Source organism: Mycoavidus cysteinexigens (assembly GCF_003966915.1).
In the GTDB taxonomy this organism is placed as follows: domain Bacteria; phylum Pseudomonadota; class Gammaproteobacteria; order Burkholderiales; family Burkholderiaceae; genus Mycoavidus; species Mycoavidus cysteinexigens.
The window spans coordinates 1461216-1484825 of the sequence record NZ_AP018150.1; the positions used below are offsets into that span (position 1 = coordinate 1461216).

Annotated in this window: 14 protein-coding genes and 1 pseudogene; 5 read left to right on the forward strand and 10 right to left on the reverse strand. The window is 49.3% G+C overall.

The features are described from left to right. The first annotated feature begins 182 nt into the window (after positions 1–182). Complete coding sequence (locus MCB1EB_RS12015) at positions 183–323, forward strand: hypothetical protein (protein WP_161566185.1); 141 nt, start codon at positions 183–185, stop codon at positions 321–323. Here the strand turns inward: MCB1EB_RS12015 and MCB1EB_RS05995 are convergent. From MCB1EB_RS05995 to aceE, 7 genes and pseudogenes are all read right to left on the reverse strand, one after another. After that, positions 312–2327 (reverse strand): hypothetical protein, encoded by a 2016-nt coding sequence (locus MCB1EB_RS05995; RefSeq protein ID WP_045362126.1) that lies wholly within the window; start codon positions 2325–2327, stop codon positions 312–314. The two genes, MCB1EB_RS12015 and MCB1EB_RS05995, sit on opposite strands and share 12 nt — an antisense overlap. Further along, positions 2327–6433 (reverse strand): hypothetical protein, encoded by a 4107-nt coding sequence (locus MCB1EB_RS06000; RefSeq protein ID WP_161566186.1) that lies wholly within the window; start codon positions 6431–6433, stop codon positions 2327–2329. Before MCB1EB_RS06000 ends, MCB1EB_RS05995 begins: the two co-directional genes overlap by 1 nt. Before the next feature lie 943 nt (positions 6434–7376). Further along, positions 7377–8468: a chorismate synthase gene (gene aroC, locus MCB1EB_RS06005; protein WP_045362124.1), complete on the reverse strand. Its 1092-nt coding sequence runs from the start codon at positions 8466–8468 to the stop codon at positions 7377–7379. Positions 8469–8551: 83 nt separating this feature from the next. Continuing rightward, the gene (locus MCB1EB_RS06010; RefSeq protein ID WP_045362121.1) at positions 8552–8998 is read right to left on the reverse strand and encodes a CBS domain-containing protein; all 447 of its coding nucleotides are present in this window, start codon (positions 8996–8998) and stop codon (positions 8552–8554) included. 80 nt (positions 8999–9078) lie between these two features. Further along, positions 9079–10482, reverse strand: a pseudogene (lpdA, locus tag MCB1EB_RS06015) (dihydrolipoyl dehydrogenase); the annotation flags it as partial. Between the two features lie 62 nt (positions 10483–10544). Further along, on the reverse strand, positions 10545–11915 hold the full coding sequence (locus MCB1EB_RS06020) for a dihydrolipoyllysine-residue acetyltransferase (protein WP_045362118.1): 1371 nt from the start codon (positions 11913–11915) through the stop codon (positions 10545–10547). A gap of 74 nt (positions 11916–11989) precedes the next feature. Then, entirely contained in the window at positions 11990–14683 is a 2694-nt protein-coding gene (gene aceE / locus MCB1EB_RS06025) for a pyruvate dehydrogenase (acetyl-transferring), homodimeric type (protein WP_045362116.1), read from the reverse strand. Between the two features lie 361 nt (positions 14684–15044). On the opposite strand from aceE, the gene folD reads away from it, so the two are divergent. Both folD and MCB1EB_RS06035 read left to right on the forward strand, forming a co-directional pair. Continuing rightward, positions 15045–15920 carry a bifunctional methylenetetrahydrofolate dehydrogenase/methenyltetrahydrofolate cyclohydrolase FolD gene (gene folD, locus MCB1EB_RS06030; protein ID WP_045362114.1) on the forward strand — a complete coding sequence of 292 codons (876 nt, stop codon included), beginning with the start codon at positions 15045–15047 and terminating at the stop codon, positions 15918–15920. 7 nt (positions 15921–15927) lie between these two features. Beyond that, positions 15928–18003: a M3 family metallopeptidase gene (locus tag MCB1EB_RS06035; RefSeq protein ID WP_045362112.1), complete on the forward strand. Its 2076-nt coding sequence runs from the start codon at positions 15928–15930 to the stop codon at positions 18001–18003. Here the strand turns inward: MCB1EB_RS06035 and MCB1EB_RS06040 are convergent. Then, positions 17936–19192: an SDR family oxidoreductase gene (locus tag MCB1EB_RS06040; RefSeq protein WP_045362110.1), complete on the reverse strand. Its 1257-nt coding sequence runs from the start codon at positions 19190–19192 to the stop codon at positions 17936–17938. The genes MCB1EB_RS06035 and MCB1EB_RS06040 overlap by 68 nt on opposite strands. A gap of 147 nt (positions 19193–19339) precedes the next feature. Here MCB1EB_RS06040 and MCB1EB_RS06045 point away from each other — a divergent pair, with 147 nt between their 5' ends. After that, positions 19340–19576, forward strand: coding sequence for a type II toxin-antitoxin system Phd/YefM family antitoxin (locus tag MCB1EB_RS06045; protein WP_034956306.1), 237 nt, complete (start codon positions 19340–19342; stop codon positions 19574–19576). A 355-nt stretch (positions 19577–19931) separates the two neighbouring features. Here MCB1EB_RS06045 and MCB1EB_RS06050 read toward each other — a convergent pair whose 3' ends face one another. Continuing rightward, positions 19932–22478 carry a WD40 repeat domain-containing protein gene (locus MCB1EB_RS06050; RefSeq protein WP_161566187.1) on the reverse strand — a complete coding sequence of 849 codons (2547 nt, stop codon included), beginning with the start codon at positions 22476–22478 and terminating at the stop codon, positions 19932–19934. 94 nt (positions 22479–22572) lie between these two features. Between MCB1EB_RS06050 and MCB1EB_RS12020 the strand changes: the two genes are divergently transcribed. Then, positions 22573–22743, forward strand: coding sequence for a hypothetical protein (locus MCB1EB_RS12020; protein WP_161566188.1), 171 nt, complete (start codon positions 22573–22575; stop codon positions 22741–22743). A 139-nt stretch (positions 22744–22882) separates the two neighbouring features. Here the strand turns inward: MCB1EB_RS12020 and MCB1EB_RS06055 are convergent, their stop codons facing one another. Then, positions 22883–23551, reverse strand: a complete 669-nt coding sequence (locus tag MCB1EB_RS06055) for an NACHT domain-containing protein (RefSeq protein ID WP_045362106.1) — start codon at positions 23549–23551, stop codon at positions 22883–22885. Positions 23552–23610: the final 59 nt, after the last annotated feature.

Sequence of the window (23610 nt, forward strand, 5' to 3'; positions counted from 1 at the left end):
TCTCATCAAAATTTGCAGGCTTTATTTTCTCAATATGCCATTTTCTTGCAATTTATGCCACTACATTTCGCTTAAAAAGTCTTAGCACATAAGGGCTTACGAATTATTCAGGGGCGACTATTTAAGAAAGTGTTGCGGCTTAAAGCCGAAGAACTCGGCACTAAGGCGGTGGAGGGCGCTGAATGCTCGACTGCCGTATGCTGTTGATAGACGGAGACATTCAGAGTGTGATGCTCGACCATTGGAGCAGGATGGTAGGGGGCCTGGCCATGCCAATCGCGCTGAAAATACCGCTTGAACCCGCCTCGCCATTATCTATCTGAGTATTCCGATGTTCCCTGATCGATCGTGACACGTTGACCGACGACATCTCGGTTTTCAATCTGGGCCGGTCTGCCTTCGAGATCACTGAGTGCGCCCCCGGCAATGATCCGGCTTTTATCGTTAATCACCCTATCTGAAAGACGGATCGCGCCACCGGCCTGAATCCTGCCGGACTCGCTATGCGTAACCACCGTTGTGGTCACCCAACGGGTAAATACGTAATTGGTAAACCGGTACACCCTGTGCCCTGAGTTATGCACAAGATAAGAGCCTCCGCTTCCACCATCCCATCCAATTTGAGTTCCGTCAAAGCGTTGTCCAGTATGATGATCATGACATTCGTGTATACCTCGCTCTTCAATTAACCTTTGTTCGATCTTGAATTTTGCATTTTGATTAACCAGCTTGTTGGTATGGATGGTCAGATCGCCTGATGCATCGATCAGCGAGCCATGATTGAGGACCTGCTCACTGAGACCCTCTATCTTGAGTTGAGCATCCAATGCGCCGCCAATGGTCAGGCGACCGCCGCTATATAACGTGCCGTTGTCAAGACTTGTAATTTCCTTGATCCCTATCTCAAGCGTGTTTTGCGCGAAAATCACACTGCCTTGGTTGACCAAAAACCCGTTAAGTCGGTCATGCCCACCAATTGAAACCGTTTTGCCCCAAATTAAACCTTGGCATTCGTTTCTAAGGTTGAGTTCTCTTTCGCTTTTGATCCATACCTGGACTTTGCCGTACACAGTGCCTGAATTGCCAAAATTAGTCGCTGAAATATGCAGGTCTTTATCACTTTGCAAAAATCCTTTATTTGAATTTATAACGGACGGGGCTGCTAAAGACAGCTTGTCACTCGCAGATACCGTGCCGCCCGCGTTGATCAAGTTTATTTTTGCACTCAGATTCAGATCTTTCGCCAGGATTCGACCTTGATTTGAATTGTAAAAACTCTCAGATTCGATTGTGAGCCTGCCTGGTACATGGCGCTGGCCTTCCTGTGCTGTGAGATTTTGTGCATCTATAGCCGTAGTGCCAGCTTGAATGACTCCACCATTTTTAAACCAGCCTTCTTCAACTCTGATCTTAAGGTGAGTTCCGTCTATTGAGGACTCAGATTGATTTTCCAGATCTTTCACCTCAAGCAGAATATCTCCGTTGCTTTGTAAATGCCCTTCATCAAAATTTTTGAAACGCTCAGCCGTGAGCGTGCATGCATCATTTGCAAAAATCGTACTATCTGAGTTAAAGAAAAGCTTTTCTGCGCTTAGATTGAGGTGCTGCCCTAAAATCTGAGTTTTATGCGCACTATAGATATTCTGTGCTTGTATTGTGATCTTGCCTTGTACGCGGATCAGGGTATTTTGTACTTTTTCACCTTTATACGAAGTGCTGACCATTTCCCCGGCACGCACTTCAAGCACGCCTACCTGAGTAGTATAACGGGATAGGTCTTTTACACCATGCGAGGTCGCCGTCTTGAGTTTCTCGTCGTCACCAACAGCTATTAGTCCTCCGACATTCGTTAATTCATCCGTGTCAATCTCAATTCTCTGGCCCGCCGATAAAGTACTCAGTCTATGAGCCAAGTTAGGGGCTTTTATTTTGAGTATTTGATCCGAAATAATGGCTCCGCCTGCGTCATTTACTAGATTAGGCGACTGAATAGTCACCGGACCTCTACCAAAGATTATCCCCGCTCCTTCTATTGCCTCAGTATTAAAATTGGCTATCATTTGATCAGCAATAATGTGGGACTTTCCTGTACCCTCATTAAGCAACCAGCCAGAGCTATTATCAATCGCCTCGGCTCGAACATCCAATACGCTTTGATCTCCCTTTGCTTCTATACGTCCCTGCCGATTGACAAAGGCCTGACTTCTCAAAATAAGCTCCGAGCCTGACTTAATTTGCCCATTTTTATTATCCAAATGACCCGCTTGAATCGATAATTTTTCTCTTGACTCTATCGTAGAGGAATTCGAATTCACAAGCTGCTGCATTAAAAACCCTTTACTTTGTGAGATGCATCGAGAGTATCTCCTATAGTCAGGTCACCGTCGCTATGCAGTAAGCCATGTTCCTGGTTACGCAAAGTCTGCGCTCCAATCGTCAAATGGCGCCGCGCTATGATCGCTCCAGCTCGCTGCTCGTTTGTGTCATTTGCCCCATCATTAATCAGGTTCTGTACGCAGATAGTGATCGTGCTGCCTTGAATGACACCGCTGTTTTTGAGTTGATTCTGTAGAATGAGCGTCAAGAACCTGCCATCAATCAAAGCGCCCGCTTGATTTTCCAATTCTTTCACCTTAAACAGAATATCTCCTTGACTTTGTACCCCCCCTCCATGAGCATTTATAAAACGCTCAGCCGTAAGCATGAGTGCATCGCTGACAGAGATGTTGCTGTCTGAGTTGGAGAAAAGCTTTTCTGCGTTTAGGTCGACGTGCTGCCCTAAAATCTGGGTTTTATTCGTGTTGTAGATATTCTGTGCTTTTATTATGATTTTGCCTTGTACACGGATCAGGGTATTTTGTACTTTTTCACCTTTATACGAAGTGCTGACCATTTCCCCGGCACGCACTTCAAGCACGCCTACCTGAGTAGTATAACGGGATAGGTCTTTTACACCATGCGAGGTCGCCATCTTGAGTTTCTCGTCGTCACCAACAGCTATTAGTCCTCCGACATTCGTTAATTTATCCGTGTCAATCTCAATTCTCTGGCCCGCCGATAAGGTGCTCAATTGACTGCCCAAATAGGGGCTTTTTATTTTGAGCACTTGATCCGAAATAATGGCTCCACCTTCATAATTGACTACTTTAGGGGAGTGAATTGTCACCGGACCTTTACCAAAGATTAACCCAGCGCCTTTTATCGCCTCAGTATTAAAATTGTTTATCGTTTCATGAGCAATAATGTGGGTCTTTCCTGTACCTGCATTAATCAGCCATCCGGAAGTATTATCAATTGCAGTGGCGCAAACCTCCAACACGCTTTGATCCCCCTTGGCTTCTATACGCCCCTCCCGGTTTAGAATGACGTGACTGTTTAGGATAAAATCAGAATTTGCAGTGATTTGTCCTTTTTGATTGTCTAATTGACCCACTTGGATCGAGAGTCTTTCCTTTGACTCAATCGTAGAAGAACCGGAATTCACAAACTTTTGCGTTGAATCAGTCACCTTGCATTGGGTACCGACGAGGGCATCTCCTATAGTCAGTTCGCCATCGCTACGTATTAATCCGTGTTCTTGATTGTGCAAAGACTGTGCTTTAATTGTGAGATGATGACGTGCCAATATTGCACCAGCTTGATGCTCTTCGGCATTATTCGTACCATCATTGACCAAGCTTTTTGCATCGATGGCTATACTGTCACCTTGAATCACTCCGTGGTTTCTAAGCGAATCTTCTGCTTTGAGCGTAAGGCATACTCCATCTATTAAGGACCCGGCTTTATTTTCTAGCTCTTTCGCTTTAAGCAGGATATCCCCTTGACTTTGTACCCCCCCTCCATGAGCATTTATAAAACGCTCAGCCGTAAGCATGAGTGCATCGCTGACAGAGATGTTGCTGTCTGAGTTGGAGAAAAGCTTTTCTGCGTTTAGGTCGACGTGCTGCCCTAAAATCTGGGTTTTATTCGCGTTGTAGATATTCTGTGCTTTTATTATGATTTTGCCGTGTACACGGATCAGGGTATTTTGTACTTTTTCACCTTTATACGAAGTGCTGACCATTTCCCCGGCACGCACTTCAAGCACGCCTACCTGAGTAGTATAACGGGATAGGTCTTTTACGCCATGCGAGGTCGCCGTCTTGAGTTTCTCGTCGTCACCAACAGCTATTAGTCCTCCGACATTCGTTAATTGATCCGTGTCAATCTCAATTCTCTGGCCCGCCGATAAGGTGCTCAATTGACTGCCCAAATAGGGGCTTTTTATTTTGAGCACTTGATCCGAAATAATGGCTCCACCTTCATAATTGACTACTTTAGGAGAGTGAATTGTCACCGGACCTTTACCAAAGATTAACCCAGCGCCTTTTATCGCTTTAGTATTAAAATTGTTTATCGTTTCATGAGCAATAATGAGGGTCTTTCCTGTACCTGCATTAATCAGCCATCCGGAAGTATTATCAATTGCAGTGGCGCAAACCTCCAACACGCTTTGATCCCCCTTGGCTTCTATACGCCCCTCCCGGTTTAGAATGACGCGACTGTTTAGGATCAAATCAGAATTTGCAGTGATTTGTCCTTTTTGATTGTCTAATTGACCCACTTGGATCGAGAGTCTTTCCTTTGACTCAATCGTAGAAGAACCGGAATTCACAAACTTTTGCGTTGAATCAATCACCTTGCATTGGGTACCGACGAGGGCATCTCCTATAGTCAGTTCGCCATCGCTACGTATTAATCCGTGTTCTTGGTTGTGCAAAGACTGTGCTTTAATTGTGAGATGATGACGTGCCAATATTGCACCAGCTTGATGCTCTTCGGCATTATTCGTACCATCATTGACCAAGCTTTTTGCATCGATGGCTATACTGTCACCTTGAATCACTCCGTGGTTTCTAAGCGAATCTTCTGCTTTGAGCGTAAGGCATACTCCATCTATTAAGGACCCGGCTTTATTTTCTAGCTCTTTCGCTTTAAGCAGGATATCCCCTTGACTTTGTACCCCCCCTCCATGAGCATTTATAAAACGCTCAGCCGTAAGCGTGAATGCATCGCTGACAGAGATGTTGCTGTCTGAGTTGGAGAAAAGCTTTTCTGCGTTTAGGTCGACGTGCTGCCCTAAAATCTGGGTTTTATTCGCGTTGTAGATATTCTGTGCTTTTATTATGATTTTGCCGTGTACACGGATCAGGGTATTTTGTACTTTTTCACCTTTATACGAAGTGCTGACCATTTCCCCGGCACGCACTTCAAGCACGCCTACTTGAGTAGTACAACGGGATAGGCCCTGTACGCTATGCGAAGCCTCCACCTTGAATTTCTCATCTTCGCCGACAGCGATCAAGCTTCCTACATTGTATAATTTATCGGCGTCAATCTCTATTTTCTGGCCAGCCGATAAGGTGCTCAATTGACTGCCCAAGTAGGGGGTTTTTATTTTGAGCACTTGATCCGAAATAATGGCTCCACCTTCATAATTGACTACTTTAGGGGAGTGAATCGTCACCGGACCTTTACCAAAGATTATCCCAGCTCCTTTTATCGCTTTAGTATTAAAATTGTTTATCGTTTCATGAACAATAATGTGGGTCTTTCCTGTACCTGCATTAATCAGCCATCCGGAAGTATTATCAATTGCAGTGGCGCAAACCTCCAACACGCTTTGATCCCCCTTAGCGTCTATGCGCCCCTCCTGGTTTAGAATGACGTGACTGTTTAGGATAAAATCAGAATTTGCGGTAATTTGTCCTTTTTGATTGTCTAATTGACCCACTTGGATCGAGAGCCTTTCCTTTGATTCAATCGTAGAAGAACCGGAATTCACAAACTCTTGCGTTGAATCAGTCACCTTGCATTGGGTACCGACGAGGGCATCTCCTATAGTCAGTTCGCCATCGCTACGCACTAATCCGTGTGCTTGGTTGTGCAAAGACTGTGCTTTTATTGTCATATGGCGGCGCGCCAATATCGCGCCAGCTTGATGCTCCTCGGTATTATTCGTACCGTCATTAATAAGGCGCTGCGTATTAATAACCACAGCGCTGCCTTGAATGACTCCGTCGTTTTTAAGTAAATCTTTTGTTTTAAACGTAAGGTAAACGCCATCTATCAAAGACTTTGATGGGTTCTCAAGCACTTTTGCCTCAAGTGTAATTTCACCTTGAGCCTGTATAGTGCCTTGATTGATTAAGTGCTTAGTCGTCGAAATCGATAGATGACGGCCTGCATTCAATTGATTTTTATGTGTATAGTCTTCTTCGAACTTTGCGGAAAGATCAAGCGCCGCGCTAAGCGTTCCCGTACCCGTGAAACTGACTGCTTTAACGGTTAAATTACCATTTGATTGAATTCGAAGACTGGCATTATCTAGCGTATCCGCTTGAATACTCAGGTGCTCTTTCGCCTGTACTTTAGCTGTTCCGATGAATTGCAAGCGACTCGCATGGCGCAAACCTTGATCGGTCTCGCTGCTTGCGATGGATAGCTCCTGTTGCAGCATAATCAGAGGAAGACCCGTATCCGCATAATTGATTTCGTGCGTCCCCGTGCTAATGTTGATCTTATTAGCGGACAATTCTCCCTCTACTTTTATGGAATACGCAATCAGGTCAATTTGCTCAAACTGTTTAAGTGTTGTGTTGCTTTTGATCGTAATTTGACCTGCGTTCACGCGAAAAGCCTGAAACTCGCCGTCACTATTTAAAACCGGTTCGCCTGTTGTGAGCACAATGCGGCTAGTATGGAGAAAATGATAGCCGCAGCAATCCATGCCATTGGCATTAGAAAAAATAAGCTCGGCAGGTTCTCCGGCGATTTTGATAACGTTATTCAGGCTTCGTGGGATAAAGTTAAAATTGGGGTGTGCGTGATAAGTAATGCCTGTTGCGTTGGGCTGAGCATTGTTCGCCGTTGGTGCATCAGTTTCAGGATTAGGAGAGGGTGTTGTCTGCTCTGGCCTATTAGGGGCAATCGAATTTGTTCGAATGTATTGAATGGAGATCCCGTTAATTGGCCTTAACATCATGCACCCCGTTTAATAATATGTAATGCGCAAAGTTTAAATGATGATTTTTAAAATACCAAATAAACTTGTATTATTTTCTTTGTTTAAATAATCTTTTTAAGAAATTTTTATTGATTTGAATCATTTCTGGCAGAAACGCAGTGCACAAAATGCTAGGCAGACTCGACCACAACCGCAGGGCTATTGCGCTATGTCAGTTGCTTCATAAAAAGCAACTACTCGCGATATGGATATATCGATAAACGCAATCTTTTTATAGCGCAATCGCCTAAGGATTCAATGCCTTGATCTTGTTTTTCTGGCACTGTCCGTTACTCATTCACGAAGTGATCCTGGGAAAGCTTTAACAACTCTAAGCAGAAATACGCGGCGTGGCCACCTGTACATCGCCGCACTGCGCCCGATGGCGTAGCACATGGTCAATCAACACCAGCGCTAGCAGGGCTTCAGCTATCGGCGTGGCGCGAATGCCTACGCATGGATCATGCCGGCCAAATGTTTCAACCATCGTCGGCGTCCCGGTTTTATCGATCGACCGGCGTGGCGTACGAATGCTGGCAGTCGGTTTAATCGCGATCGAGACAGTAATATTCTGGCCGCTCGAAATGCCGCCCAGAATGCCCCCGGCATGATTACTAAGAAAGCCTGTTGGGGTCAGTTCATCGCCGTGCTGCGAGCCGCGCTGAGCGATGCTCGCAAAGCCAGCGCCAATTTCAACCCCTTTAACGGCGTTAATGCCCATCATTGCATGTGCAATAGCAGCATCTAGTTTATCGAACACTGGCTCGCCAAGACCTACCGGCACGCCACTTGCTACGATTGAAATGCGCGCGCCAATTGAATCGCCTTCTTTGCGCAGTTGATCCATATAGGCTTCTAACTGCGGCACAATCTCTACATTCGGAGCAAAAAATGGGTTTTCTGATACATGGGCCCAATCTATGAATGGAATCTGGATTTCGCCAAGCGCCGCCATATAAGCTTGTATCTTGATTTTTAGCTGTTCATGCAGCCATTTTTTGGCAACTGCGCCGGCAGCTACTAACGGCGCGGTTAAGCGCGCAGATGAACGACCTCCGCCGCGATAATCGCGCACGCCATATTTATGCCAGTAGGTGTAGTCGGCATGACCCGGACGGAAGGTTTCAGAAAGGTTGCCGTAATCTTTGCTGCGTTGGTCCGTATTGCGAATCAAAAGCCCAAGCGGCGCACCCGTGGTGACCCCGTCAAATACACCAGAGAGAATTTCAACAATGTCATCTTCTTTGCGTTGCGTCACATGACGCGAAGTGCCGGGCTTGCGACGATCTAATTCAAGTTGAATATCCGCCTGCGTCAGCGCCAGCCCTGGTGGGCAGCCATCAATCACGCAACCGATGGCAGGGCCATGGGATTCGCCAAAGGTTGTGACTGTGAAAAGCGTGCCAAGCGTGTTACCAGACATATCCGTTGTCCTAAAAAATCAAACGGAGAATTAAGAGAAAGCCGGCATTGCCGGCTCAGTATGTGTTGTTAAAAACAACCGCTTTACAGGCTTTCTGCCTCAGGCCAATCCCGAATATAGGCTTTGAGCATCCGGTTTTCGAAGCCGTGCTCTTCAACTACGGCTTTCGCCACATCGTAAAAAGAAATTACGCCCATTAACGTGCGCTCGTTTAATACTGGCAAATAGCGTGCGTGCCGCTCTAACATCATGCGCCGGACTTCACTAATGTCCGTGTCAGGCGTGCAAACCAACGGGCTGCTATTCATAATGTCACGGATCACCATCACGCCAAGCATGCCCTGATTAGCCCGTAGCGTTAGGATAATTTCGCGGAAGGTGAGTATCCCCACCAAATTCCCCTCTTCCATCACAACGAGCGAGCCAATATCGTGCGTAGCCATGGTCTCTACCGCCTCAAACAACGGCGTTTCAGGTCTTACCGTAAAAAGCGTATTGCCTTTAACTTTCAAGATGTCGCGGACTTGCATAAATCTTTTCCTTGGGTTGCGTCAACACTTTGATGCTAATGGAAAGCCAGCCAAAGATAAAGTAGGCGATTCGGCTAACGCTATTTCTTTCGTGACGGAGGTAAATCCGTACAGACCCCTTCAAACAGTTCGGCCGCCATGCCAATCGATTCGCCTAGGGTTGGATGAGGATGGATGGTTTTGCCAATATCCACCGCATCTGCGCCCATTTCAATGGCTAAGCAAAGCTCGCTAATCAGATCCCCCGCGCTGGTCCCCACGATGCCCCCCCCAATCACGCGTTGCGTAGCTTGGTCAAAAATCAGCTTGGTGAAACCTTCATCCCGGCCATTCGCAATCGCACGGCCAGAAGCCGCCCATGGGAAAACCGCTTTGCCATACTGCACGCCTTCTGCTTGGCACTCGGCTTCGGTCTTGCCCGTCCAGGCTACTTCTGGATCAGTATAAGCGACGGAAGGGATTTGCTGTGCATCAAAGTAGGCTTTCTTGCCGGCCGCTACTTCGGCTGCAATATGTCCTTCGTGCACGGCTTTATGCGCCAACATCGGCTGCCCGACAATATCGCCAATCGCAAAAATATGCGGAACGCTAGTGCGCTGTTGTGAGTCAACCGAGATAAACCCGCGTTGATTAACTTGCACGCCGGCTTTGTCTGCGCCGATTCGATGGCCATTTGGCTGACGGCCTACCGCCACCAGCACCAGGTCATAGCACTGCGCTTCACGCGGCGCTGCGGCGCCTTCAAAGCCCACATGAATCCCATCTTCTTTGGCTTCAGCTCGGACGGTTTTTGTTTGGAGCATGATTTGCCCCAGGCGCGGCGTGTTAAATTTTTGCCATACTTTGACTAAATCACGGTCAGCTCCTGCCATCAGGTGATCCGCCATTTCAACAATATCGACCTGTGCGCCAAGCGCTGAGTAGACCGTCGCCATTTCCAGCCCAATGATGCCGCCGCCAATCACCAACATGCGCTGCGGGATTTGGCGCAATTCAAGCGCCCCGGTTGAATCAACGATGCGGGGGTCATCCGGCATAAAAGGCAACGCGATAGATTGCGAGCCGGCGGCAATAATCGCCTGCTTGAACTTAAGCTGCTGCGTCTGACCTGCTGCCGTTTGAATAACCAGTTGGTGGGCGTCGGTAAATTCGCCACGCCCTTCTATGACGCGTACTTTACGTGCTTTAGCCATCTGCGCTAAGCCACCGGTCAGTTTTGAGATGACGCCAGATTTAAACGCGCGTAGTTTATTTAAATCGATTTGGGGTGCGCCAAACGTAATTCCATGGGCCGCTAACGCTTTCGCTTCCTGACTAATTTGCGCCGTATGGAGCAATGCTTTGGATGGAATGCAGCCCACATTTAAACAAACGCCGCCAAGCGTTGGGTAACGTTCAACCAGCACCGTGTCCAAGCCAAGGTCAGCCGCTCGAAAGGCTGCGGCATAACCACCAGGTCCAGCGCCTAGCACGAGTAAATCGCACGCCACCGTCTCTGCTACGGGCGGCGCTTTAGTCTCAATTGAACTCATTGATTAAACCTTTGCTACAGGGTTACACGACGGAAATCCGCTAATATGCTAGCCAGATAAGCATTAAAACGAGCTGCTTCAGCGCCATCGATAACACGGTGGTCATACGATAAAGACAGAGGCAGCATCAAACGCGGCATAAACTGCTGACCATCCCATACCGGTTTGAGGGCGCTACGACAGACGCCTAAAATAGCCACTTCTGGCGCGTTAATGATGGGCGTAAAGTAGGTGCCGCCAATTCCGCCTAGCGAAGAAATTGAAAAGCATCCCCCTTGCATCTGTTCCGATTTAAGTTTGCCTTCGCGCGCCAGTTGGGCCAGCTCCGTGGTTTCTTGCGCAATTTCCAACACGCCTTTTTGATCGGCGTTTTTAATCACCGGCACCACTAGGCCATTTGGAGTATCTGCCGCAAAGCCAATGTGGTAATACTTTTTGTAAATCAGGTTATCACCATCCAAGCTGGTATTAAAGCTCGGATATTGCTTCAGCGCCGCCACACTCGCTTTAATCAAAAAAGCCAGCAACGTAACTTTGAGAGCGGTTTTGCTATTTTCTTGGTTGAGCTTGACGCGCAAAGCTTCAAGCTCGGTAATATCGGCCTCTTCATGACTCGTCACATGCGGAATCATGACCCAGTTGCGATGCAAGTTAGCGCCTGCAATTTTCTTGATACGCGATAAAGGCTTGGTTTCAAGCGGGCCAAATTTTGTGAACGCAACCTGCGGCCAGGGCAGTAAATTCAATGCGCCGCCGGCTCCGCTCGCGGCGCCTGAAGCCTTGACGCCACTTTGCAATGTCGCTTTTACGTAGGCGCGCACATCATCTTGCGTGATGCGCCCTTTCGGTCCGGTGCCGTTAACTTGCCGCACCTCCACGCCCAGCTCGCGCGCAAACTGACGCACGGAAGGACTCGCATGGCTTGCCGTATGATTTTCAGCGTTTGGCTCATGCGCTTGAGTCGGAGACGGCTCTGCATGAGTTGCAGTTAATGCTGGGCTTGACTTAGCGCTGGGCTGGGGCGCGTTGGCCGCGACTGGCGGCTGAGTTGGCTCTTGCACAGTACTTTGTGCCGGCGGCTGTTGCGCGTTACTCGCGGCTGAAGCTGCAGCAGATGACGCACTCTCAGTGGGCGGCGCTTTTGCCTCGCTCTCAAGCAATACAATCACCGTGCCCTCAGAAATTCGCTCGCCAGGCTTTACTCTAATCTCTTTAACCGTGCCAGCGCTGGGGCTAGGAATATCCATCGTCGCTTTGTCTGACTCTAAAGTCAGCAACGACTGCTCTTCTTCAACCCGATCCCCTGGACTCACCAGCACTTCAATTACCGGCACATCAGCATAATCGCCAATGTCAGGCACTTTAATTTCAATGATTTGGCTCATTCTACGTTCTCTAAGAGGATGACATGCAACCCTATATAAAGGGTTGCACTATATCCTATTCATCAATCAAGCGATTAAACAGTCATCGGATTAGGCTTAGCCGGATCAAGCTGATATTTAGCTAATGCATCAGCAACGATTTGTGGCTTAATCACGCCCTCATCCGCGAGCGCTTTGAGCGCCGCAACGGTGACCCAATAGCGGTCAACCTCAAAGAAGTGGCGTAGCTTCGCGCGCGTATCCGAGCGGCCAAAACCGTCGGTGCCCAGCACCCAGTAGCGGCCTGGCACAAAAGCGCGGATTTGCTCGGCAAAGGCGCGGACATAATCGGTTGCAGCAATCACCGGACCCGAGGCGTCTTTTAATAATTTTTCAACGTGTGACTGCCGTGGCGTTGCAGTAGGATGCAAGAGATTATGGCGTACCGTTGCCTGTCCATCTCGAGCCAGTTCAGTAAAGCTCGGGCAGCTCCATATATCAGCCGCCACGCCCCAATCTTTTTCGAGTAAATTGGCGGCTGCAATGACTTCATTCAAAATTGTGCCGGAGCCGAGCAATTGCACACGCTGCTTCGCGTCCTGCTGAGTTGCGGATTTTTTAAGGCAGTACATGCCTTTGATAATATCCTGCTCAACCCCAGTGGGAAGCGCCGGCTGTTCATAGTTTTCATTCATTACCGTTATATAGTAATAAATGTCCTCTTGCTCCTGCACCATGCGGCGCAAGCCATCTTGCATAATGACCGCGACTTCATAAGCAAACGTCGGATCGTAACTGACACAGTTTGGAATGCCAGCGGCAAACAGATGTGAATGCCCATCCTCATGTTGCAACCCTTCGCCATTTAGCGTGGTACGGCCAGCGGTCGCGCCCAGCAAAAATCCGCGCGAGCGCATATCCGCCGCCGCCCAAGCCAGATCACCAATGCGTTGAAAGCCAAACATTGAATAAAAGATATAAAACGGGATCATTGGCTCGCCATGCGTTGAATACGCTGTCGCCGCAGCGATCCAGTCGCACATGCCGCCGGCTTCGTTAATCCCTTCTTGCAAGATTTGGCCGGTTTCTGATTCTTTATAGAACATCAACTGATCAGAATCTTCCGGCACATATTTCTGGCCGTCTTGATTCCAAATGCCAATCTGCCGGAATAAACCTTCCATGCCAAATGTGCGCGACTCATCCGGCACAATTGGCACAATCCGTTTACCTAGCACTTTATCTTTCAGCAGGATATTTAAAATCCGCACAAAAGCCATGGTGGTTGAGATTTCGCGGCCGGCACCGGTGCCTTTTAAAACCGGCTCGAAACTAGACAGCGCAGGTACTGGCAGCGATTCCGCTTTAGCACGGCGAGCCGGCAGATAACCGCCCAACGCCATGCGCTGCTCGCGCATATAAGTGAGTTCTTTTGAACCTTCTTCAAATTTCAGATAAGGCACTTCTTCCAGCGCTTCATCTGTAATCGGCAGGCGGAATTGGTCACGGAATTTTTTCAGCGCCTCAATCGGCATTTTCTTTTGCTGATGCGTGATATTCATCGCTTGGCCGGCTTCACCCATGCCATAGCCTTTAATGGTTTTGGCTAAAATCACTGTGGGTTGGCCCTGCGCTTGCGACGCTGCGGCAAACGCCGCATAGATTTTATGGGGATCGTGTCCGCCACGATTTAAATTCCAAATATCATCGTCCGACCAATCCGAAACTAATGCTTTAAGCGCTGGCGTATTGAAAAAATGCTCGCGCACATAAGCGCCACCTTCAGATTTATAGGTTTGGTATTCGCCATCCACGACTTCTTTCATGCGGCGCATCAGTACACCGGTTTTATCACGCGCAAACAAAGCGTCCCAACGACTGCCCCAAATAACTTTAATGACATTCCAGCCGGCGCCACGGAAGGAAGACTCCAACTCTTGTATGACCGAGCCATTGCCACGCACCGGGCCATCTAGTCGTTGTAGATTGCAGTTCACCACAAACACTAAATTATCGAGTCGCTCGCGGCCTGCCATGCCAATTGCACCGAGCGATTCCGGCTCATCCGTCTCGCCATCGCCTAAAAAGGCCCAAACTTTGCGCCCTGCAGTTTGAGTGATCCCACGCGCCGCTAGATATTTCATAAAGCGCGCCTGATAAATCGCCATAATTGGCCCCAATCCCATCGATACGGTTGGGAATTGCCAAAAGTCAGGCATTAACCAGGGGTGTGGATAAGACGATACGCCTTCTCCGCCGACCTCTTGGCGGAAATTATCCAATTGCTCTTGGGTTAAGCGGCCCAGCAAAAAAGCGCGCGAATAAATACCTGGCGACGAATGGCCTTGCATGAAGACTAAATCGCCACCATGTTCTTTTGAAGCCGCATGCCAAAAATGGTTAAATCCTACGTCATAAAGCGTAGCGGCCGAAGCAAATGAAGCAATGTGCCCGCCTACGTTAGTTTCTTTACCGGCACGTAACACCATAGCGACGGCATTCCAGCGCGTATAAGAACGAATTCGATGTTCAATGTCCGAATCTCCAGGATATTGCGCTTGCTGCTCAACCGGGATCGTATTGATGTAAGGTGTAGTGGCCGAAAATGGCAAATGCGCGCCGCGCAAGCGGGCCAGTTCGATTTGTTTTTCAATCAAATAGTGAGCGCGTTGCGGACCAACGTTAGCGAGCACGCCTTCTAGTGCTTCCAGCCATTCCCCAGTTTCTGCGGGATCCTCATCATGCTCAACAGCAATATATTTCAATACTTCCTTGGGTATAGCAGACATTCCGTCTCCTGGTAAAAGGCTCATTCCCGGCTTAGCCTATTTCGCTTTAGAAGGCGCTTTAAGCGCAAGCTGGTCGTAACGGCCAAATTGTAAAGAGCACGCATTCAGCAATGCAAGCAGAATTTTCGAATTACGGAACATATTTTCATAATATGAAAAATTATTGCATCGCAGCATTAAATTTGCGTATTGATCACTGACGTCAGTCTCTCTAGCAAAGAGCGTCAATATGGGTTAAAACCATAAAGCATGATGGCTCTACAGCCTATCAGTATAATATTGTTGTTTTTTTGAACAACAAGATGCTGTGTTATAGCCTATCTGGCGATTTTAGTTAGGCAAAAAAATTCACTCTCTCACTATGACTGCAACTCTAATTAACGGTAATGCCCTTTCCAAAATCATCCGCGCTGACGTCGCGGCGCGTGCTGCGGCTCTTGCGCAGCAAGGATGCCGCCCCGGGCTGGCGGTGCTCTTGGTCGGCGACGATCCAGCCAGCGCCGTCTATGTGCGCAATAAGATAAAGGCGTGCGAGGAACACGGCTTGCACTCTTCCTGCGACCGCTACCCAGCCGATCTTAGCGAGGCTGAGCTACTGGCTCGGATTGATGCGCTCAATCGTGATCCGGCGATTCACGGCATCTTAGTGCAATTGCCCCTTCCAGCTCACATTAACAGCCACAAAGTGATTGAGGCGATTGCCGCGGCGAAGGACGTGGATGGCTTTCATATTGCAAATGCTGGCGCATTGTTGACGGGGCGACCGAGCTTCCGGCCTTGCACGCCCTATGGCGTTATGATGATGCTGCAAGCAGCAAAGATTCCGCTGAGCGGCGCATCAGCGGTGGTGATTGGTCGCTCAAATATTGTAGGCAAACCGATGGCGCTCTTGTTACTGGAAGCCGGAGCAACCGTTACCATCTGTCATAGCAAAACGCGCGATCTTGCCAGCTATACGCGCGCCGCGGATATTGTAGTTGCGGCTGCCGGTCAGCGCAATGTGCTGCGCGCGGACATGGTGAAACCAGGCGCGACCGTGATTGATGTTGGCATGAACCGTGATGAGACCGGCAAACTCTGCGGCGACGTTGATTTCGAGTCAGTTAAAGAAGTGGCTGGCCACATCACGCCGGTACCTGGTGGCGTAGGCCCGATGACCATCACGATGCTACTGGTGAATACACTTACAGCGGCCGAACAAGCCTACGCGCAGCGCCTCCCTTCACATATCGCTTAAATATTTTATGCAAGCTCATAATCCACTGCTCGATTTTTCCGATTTACCCCGCTTTACGCAAATCCGTGCCGAACATGTGACCCCCGCACTCGATGAGCTGCTAGCCAGCGCAATGGTCGCGATTGAGCGCGCGAGCGCGGCTGACACGCCGGTTGACTGGCACCATGTAGTCGATGCAGTTGAATACGCCACTGAGCCGCTCTCACGTGCTTGGGGCGTAATTAGCCATCTCAACGCCGTAGCCGATACCCCAGAGCTGCGCGCCGCACACAGCGCCAACCTCTCGCGCATTACGGAATTTTGGACCAACGTGGGCCAAAATTTAGCGCTTTACGAAAAATATAAAGCGCTTGCAGCAAGCACTGACTATGCTGATTTATCTGCGGCGCGCAAAAAAATCCTGGCTAACGCGCTGCGCGAGTTTAAACTTGCCGGAGCTGAGTTAGATGCCGCCAGCAAACCACGTTTTGCGGTGCTGCAAGAACGGCTCGCCAGTTTATCAAAAGCCTTTTCCGATCATGTATTGGATGCCACCAATGCCTACTCATATGTCGTGACCAATGAGGCTGAACTGGCAGGCTTGCCAGCTGATGTGCGCGCTAGCGCGCAGCAGATCGCCAGTCAAAATGGTCAGTCAGGCTGGGCCTTTAATCTGCACTTCCCATCGTATTTTCCGATCATGCAGTATGCGCAATCGCGAGCGCTACGCGAAGCGCTGTATCGCGCTTACCATAGTCGCGCCTCAGCCGCGGGCGTTCAATACAGCCAGGGCAAGCTTGAATGGGAAAATAACGAGAATATGCTCGAGCAGCTTAGCTTGCGCGCCGAGGAAGCCAAAATGCTGGGCTATGCCAATTTTGCTGAAGTTTCACTGGCCACTAAAATGGCCGAATCCCCGGCGCAGGTCAAACAATTTCTTGAGGATCTTGCGCAGCGCGCCCGCCCCTATGCAGAAAAAGACTGGCAGCAATTACAGGCTTTCGCCGCCCAAGAGCTCAACTTACCTGAGCTAGCGCCGTGGGATATTACCTTCGCCTCTGAAAAACTGCGTGAACAACGTTATGCGTTTTCCGAACATGAAGTGAAACAATATTTCCCTGAAAACGCCGTTCTTGCGGGCTTGTTCAAAGTTGCCGAAACGCTTTTCAATCTGACCTTGCGCGCCGATCACGCGCCAACCTGGCACCCTGATGTACGGTTTTTCCGCATCGAAAACGCCAGTGGCCAGCTATTGGCCCATTTTTACCTTGATCTTTACGCCCGCGAAGGCAAACGAGGTGGGGCTTGGATGGATGACGCGCGGTCGCGCTGCCGTCAAAGAGACGGGGCAATCCAAACTCCGGCGGCTTACCTAGTGTGCAATTTCTCAGCCCCGGTTGGCGCCAAACCGGCGTGCTTCACCCATGATGAAGTCATGACCCTGTTTCATGAATTTGGCCATGGACTACACCATATGCTCACGCGCATCGACGAGCGCGCAGTTTCCGGCATTAATGGAGTTGAATGGGATGCGGTGGAATTGCCCTCTCAGTTTATGGAAAATTTCTGCTGGGAATGGGAAGTCTTGCATGCAATGAGCGCGCATATCGATACGGGCGAACCGCTGCCGCGCGCGCTATTTGACAAAATGCTGGCCGCCAAAAATTTTCAAAGTGGTTTAGGTACGCTCAGACAGATCGTTTTATCGATGTTTGATTTACATTTACATACTGAGTTCGACCCTAGCGGCGCCGTCCGTATCGACGAACTGGCCCGCACGCTGAATGATAAATACCATCTGATACCGCAAGCCGCATTCTCGCGCTGGCCCAATACCTTCACCCATATTTTTGCAGGCGGCTATGCGGCTGGCTATTACAGCTATAAATGGGCTGAAGTATTATCCGCCGATGCTTACGCGGCATTTGAGGAAGCCGCGCAAGCACAAAATGGCAACGTGCTCGATCCGATTATCGGCGCTCGCTACCGCACAGAAATACTGGAAGCTGGCGGCAGCCGACCGGCAATGGCGTCATTCAAAGCATTTCGCGGTCGTGAACCGACCATTGATGCGCTGTTGCGTCACCATGGGATGAACGCTTAAGGATAGCCGAGACAGCCTCTGAAATGACCGGCTGCGCAGCGGGGTTATCCTGGCGCGGTATACCCGCTTGCGCGCGCTGCTTAAGAAAAGCACTAACCAACTCCCGCAGTCGAGTTAAATCGAACAAGTAGCGCTCTTGATAACGCGCAGCGCCGAATAAGTGAACGTTGCGCCGATCAAAACGGTGAAAATCCATCAGATAAGGCAGGTAATAACGCAGGCCCAGTTCAACCAGCGATGGTTGTTGCGCTTGCTGCGGCGCGCTGTACGAAAACTGCATATCCAATAACGATTCAAGTGCAAAGCAAAGATCCGCGACTGAGAATGGACGTTCATTTGTAATATGAAAACAACGGTAAGCGCTCATCATGCCCTGCTCCATCAAATCCAAAATTTCGAGCGCGGCTAAATCGACTGGAACCAAATTCAGCGTTGCGGCGCGCTTAAAAGACGGAGCCATTAATTTTTGCGGCGTGTTTTGCACTGCGCCCGCTAGCTTATGGCGTTGCTTGGTACGCAGCAATTTGTCGATAAAAGCATAAAAACCCGTCATAGCGAAAGCGCGGTGCGTAACTGAATGCCCGACTAAAATACTCGGCCGGAAAATCCGGTAAGGCAGCCGCTGCGCGCTACATACTTGCTTCACAATTTGTTCGGCCTGCCATTTGCTTTCTTCATGGCCGTTATAAAAATCTGGCGGACGCTCTGTTGCATCTTCAAGAATATGCCCTTCTCGCGTTCCGGTCACATAGGCAGTGCTAATGTAATTAAAGGATTCAATTCCGGGCTGCTCAAGCAAAACGGATAATAAAACCCGCGTCCCCTCCACATTGTGACGCCATACCAAGCGGCGATCTTCGTCGCGTAGCGATTGGTTTGCTGCATTATGAAACACTCTTACTCGGCCACTTGCCGCAAACCATTTTTTGAAAGCAGCCTGTTCATGCCAGCCATATTCCGCAATATCGCCGTACAGTACTGTGATCCGCGGCTCAAGCTGAGCCCACTCAAGGTCCAAATTCTGGTCATGCAGAGCCTGCTTTAACACACCCCTAAGCTTGTCGCGCGCAGCCGCTTCAGTGGGCGCCCGCACTAAACCAGCGACTTTTCCATTAGGCTGCTGGCTTAGCCATTGAATAATTGTATGCGCGCCAAGAAAACCGCTCGCGCCGGTAACAAACAAATTCATCTACTCCCCTTTAGTGAACTTTGAACCTTGGCGAGAACGCCATAACGAAGATCATACACAAAAATCGTGTCAATTAGCTTGCCATCCCAAACAAAACCAAATAGAATAAATATTAATATTTTGGTTTAATTAAGTGGAGGCTAAAAAATGCAAGTAGTCGATATTTATGAAGCACAGATAAAGTTATGCAGTCTGATTGAAGCAGCGCTAGCAGGAGAGCAAATTGTGATTGCCGATGCTGACCGTTTTTTAGTCAAGCTCGTTCCATGGGAACAAGGCGTTAACATAACCCCTCCTACTTTGAGGCCGCGGAGATTCCCCAACATCCGTCGCGCATTGCCCAAACCAATTAACACGCCGGTTGAACAGCTAGAATTTGCATAGGATTTGTGGCCCCATTGGTTGGTATTAGACAATGGGCCAAATACAACTTGGCTTTGAATCGCTAGCCCATCTCAGCGACGCCAACGTGCTTGACGTCGTTTCTGCTGCATCAGCGCTTACTGGATCAACATGCTGGAAGAACAGTCCGCAGGCCCGCGCTGCCATTCAATCAATCATTGCGCTAGCAAGAACCCGGTAAAGCTGACACAGAAGAATGGTCTGCCACCAAGTGCCGCCGCGCGCATTACAAAAGTCAATCGACGATTTAAGGGGGGTTAACCCTTGTCAACAGCGATTTAAAGTTGATACCATTTTCCAGTTATATATCAGTTACATCCGGTGCTGACAGCTTCTCTTAACTCTCTAATAATCTTGCTCCCCGCTGAGTTAACAGCCTCTCATTGCTCTTGCTTAATCCTCTAGCCCCTTCGAATAACGCACCCTTCACGGTAAGAGTTTCATGCCCAGAACTCCAGCATAAAATCGCTTTAGTCTCTTCTCCTGCTTTTTTTACCTCCCACCAGCGCACTGATTTATCGGCGCCCCCAGTCACCAGATAGCTGCCGTCGCGGGTCGTTTTCCAGACAATGCTCCAAAGGCCTCCGTCAAAACCTTCAATCACCGCTCGACACTGACCCGAGGCAACGTCCCATAGCCGCATCGTATTGTCGGAACTGCCCGAGGCGATCTGCTCGCCACTCGGTGAATAGACTACACTCCTAATATCGTCGGTATGTCCTTCTAAGGTGTGTCCAAGGGTTCCGCTTTGCGCGTCCCATAGACGCACCGTATAGTCATCACTGCTCGAGGCGATCTGCGACCCGCGCGGTGAGTAGACCACGCTCCTAACATTGTCGGTATGTCCTTCTAAGATGTATCCAAGGGTTCCGCTTTGCGCGTTCCATAGACGTATTGTGTTATCTAAACTGCCCGAGGCGACCTGCTCCCCGCTCGGTGAATACGCCACGCTATTAACAGATTTTGTATGTCCTTCTAAGATGTGCCCAAGGGCTCCGCTGCGCGCGTCCCACAGACGTATTGTATTGTCTAAACTGCCCGAGGCGATCTGTTCTCCGCTCGGCGAGTAGACTACGCTCCTAACATCGTCGGTATGTCCTTCTAAGGTGTGTCTGAGGACTCCGCTTTGCGCGCTCCACAGGCGTATTTTGTCTAGACGGCCCAAGGCGATCTGCGACCCGCACGGCGAATACGCTATGTTATTAAGAGATTTTGTATATCCTTCCAAGATGTGCTTAAGGACTCCGCTGTGCGCATCCCACAGACGTACCGTATCCCAACTGGCCGAGGCGATTTGCTCACCGCTTGGCGCATAAACCACGCTAGAAATCCACGAGGTATGTCCGCGTAAAGTGTGCCTAAGGGTTCCACTTCGCGCATCCCACAAACGTACCGTCTTATCACCACTACCTGAGGCGATCTGCGACCCGCTCGACGAACACGCCACGCTCCAAACTCCGTCGGTATGACTTTCTAAGGTGTGTCGAAGGGTGCCGCTTGGCACATCCCACAAACGAACCGTATTGTCACCACTGCCCGAAGCGATCTGTTCGCCACTCGGCGCATACGCCACGCTCCTAACAGTAATTGTATGTCCTTCTAAGATGTGCTTAAGGGTTCCGCTTTGTGCGTCCCACAGGCGTACCGTATTGTCCCTACTGCCCGAGGCGATCTGCTCGCCACTTGGCGAATACACTACGCTCAAAACAGCTGAGGTATGTCCTTTTAAGGTGTGTACGTGGGCTCCACTTTGCGCGCCCCACAGCCGCACCGTATTGTCTACACTGCTCGAGGCGATCTGCGACCCGCTCGGCGAATAAGCCACGCTCCAAACTCCGCCGGTATGTCCTTCTAAGGTGTATCCAAGAGCTCCGCTTTGTGCGTTCCACAGTCGCACCGTACAATCCGAACTGCCCGAGGCGATCTGCGACCCGCTCGGCGCATAAGCCACGCTCCAAATTCCGTCGGTATGCCCCTCTAAGGTGCGCACATGGGCTCCGCTGTGCGCATCCCACAGTCGCACCGTACAATCCGAACTGCCCGAGGCGATCTGCGACCCGCTCGGCGCATAAGCCACGCTCCAAACTCCGTCGGTATGCCCTTCTAAGGTGCGCATATGGGCTCCGCTGCGCGCATCCCACAGTCGCACCGTACAATCCAAACTGCCCGAAGCGACCTGCGACCCGCTCGGCGAATAGACTACACTCCTAACAGAGTCTGTGTGTCCTTCTAAGGTGTGAATCCTCTCCCAAGTCGAAGTCGAGTACACACTGATCTGACTGTTTCTAAGACCTACTGCGCAGCTTTTCCCATCCGGTGAATACGTGCAGGAATACACCGGACTCTCTTCTTGGAGATAAGACCATTCACCAAATTGCACTCCGGCCATCTGCGCGCCGCTTAAAGTCGCCTGGCGCAGCCAGCTCATGCGAAGATTAGTTTTTCTTAAATCCGCCCCTTGCAACTGCGCTGAATCGAATACCCCATTACTCAGATCCGCTCCAGGTATCCGGATTCCCCTTAAATCCGCTCCATTAAACTGGACACCACTTTTTACCAATAGGGTCAGCGCATTGGCTGCCATGGGCTGCACTTCTTCTGCTTTTGAGCGTTCGACCCAGCTCAGTAACTTTGCCTTTAACTCTGGCACTTGTTGGATTTTTCCCCTTAAATAGCCAAATACCTCTGGATCATTAACAACACGCACCAACTCAAAAAAAGCTGGCTTTTCTACCACTTGATCGAGTTGACCTGATTCCCATAACCTTTGCAACTGATTCAACGCAAAGGCTCTCAAGCTCCCATCCGAACTCGCCAAACTCTGATGATATTTTGCTGCTATCCTGTCCCGCAGTAAATGTAATTTCAGTGCAGGTGAGTCCACAGACGCGCCATCTCGGGTCACCGTTGTCAGAGCTTTAAAAAAATTCTGCCGCTCCCACACTTGCAGATGATTTTCTACTTCTTCTCGAACCTCGATGGGAAGTGAGAATAAAGAAGCCGCTGTAATTTTTGGTGCTACCGGACAAGACGAAATAGTAGAAGGTGAAATAGGATTTAGCATGGGTATTTTTGGATCGAGTCGTGGCGACACTGCCAAGCAAAATTTAAACGGCTTGAATTTAGAGGATCACGGTCTGCAAATATAAGGAGCTCAGGTATCGAATTATATAGCGTAGATTTTTGTCAACGATGGATATTCGCGAGAGTGCTTCATTCTTTCTAATTTGGGCTTTGAGGAAGTTTGAATGACGTTAGATGCTAATGGTTTACCTTTGTCTTGTTTCTCTAACCGCACGCCGTCTTTACGCCACAATTTATCCACCATTGCCTTGTACAGCATCGACATTGTGATGGTTTCTGGGTCTTTAGGCAGGTATCCAGACTAAATCCCACCGTTTCTAATTCCAGATCTAACTGACCGAGTAGCGAAGTCTCGACCCCAGCTGGCCGCGACGTGATCACCACATGCGCTTGAGTCAGCAAATTTTGTACCAAATCTCTCAAAGGGCTGCGCTCATCTAATTCGCCAATCACCTCATCTAAACCATCCAGAATAAACAGCGTTTTGTCCTGATGTGCGTAGAAAACTTTCGATAACGCCTGTGCTTGGCGACGTTCATGACCTACAAAATACTGATTGCAGAGCAGATCTTCCAAGCGTTTGGGGGAATGCGTCTTGAGTTGCCGTAAAGGCACCCACAACACGCTCTCAAACCGATCTTGCCAAAGTTGCTGCTCACCGTTAGGCAAGGGTTCGAAAGACACAGCTTGCTTTTTCAACTCTTCTTTGTCTTTTTCACGTTGCACCTGACTTTCTACAATCGCCAGATTGATATAACAGTCTTTCAGTGAGACGGTCTCACCCGATACGCGTTGAATCAACAGATTAGATAATTTGTAATGCTGATATAGCGCCTCACACAGGTTGTCTGATAAGACAGCATGAGGCCACACTTGCGAGCTGTTTTTCTTTTTGCCAAGCGCTTGAATGCATTTTGTATCGCTCCAGGCGG

What these genes read in the sequence shown, in the direction of transcription:
- MCB1EB_RS12015 (WP_161566185.1), top strand. Translation starts at nt 183, where the DNA reads ATGCTCGACTGCCGTATGCTGTTGATAGACGGAGACATTCAGAGTGTG.
- MCB1EB_RS05995 (WP_045362126.1), bottom strand. Translation starts at nt 2,327, where the DNA reads ATGCAGCAGCTTGTGAATTCGAATTCCTCTACGATAGAGTCAAGAGAA.
- aroC (WP_045362124.1), bottom strand. Translation starts at nt 8,468, where the DNA reads ATGTCTGGTAACACGCTTGGCACGCTTTTCACAGTCACAACCTTTGGC.
- MCB1EB_RS06010 (WP_045362121.1), bottom strand. Translation starts at nt 8,998, where the DNA reads ATGCAAGTCCGCGACATCTTGAAAGTTAAAGGCAATACGCTTTTTACG.
- MCB1EB_RS06020 (WP_045362118.1), bottom strand. Translation starts at nt 11,915, where the DNA reads ATGAGCCAAATCATTGAAATTAAAGTGCCTGACATTGGCGATTATGCT.
- aceE (WP_045362116.1), bottom strand. Translation starts at nt 14,683, where the DNA reads ATGTCTGCTATACCCAAGGAAGTATTGAAATATATTGCTGTTGAGCAT.
- folD (WP_045362114.1), top strand. Translation starts at nt 15,045, where the DNA reads ATGACTGCAACTCTAATTAACGGTAATGCCCTTTCCAAAATCATCCGC.
- MCB1EB_RS06035 (WP_045362112.1), top strand. Translation starts at nt 15,928, where the DNA reads ATGCAAGCTCATAATCCACTGCTCGATTTTTCCGATTTACCCCGCTTT.
- MCB1EB_RS06040 (WP_045362110.1), bottom strand. Translation starts at nt 19,192, where the DNA reads ATGAATTTGTTTGTTACCGGCGCGAGCGGTTTTCTTGGCGCGCATACA.
- MCB1EB_RS06045 (WP_034956306.1), top strand. Translation starts at nt 19,340, where the DNA reads ATGCAAGTAGTCGATATTTATGAAGCACAGATAAAGTTATGCAGTCTG.
- MCB1EB_RS12020 (WP_161566188.1), top strand. Translation starts at nt 22,573, where the DNA reads ATGGGAAGTGAGAATAAAGAAGCCGCTGTAATTTTTGGTGCTACCGGA.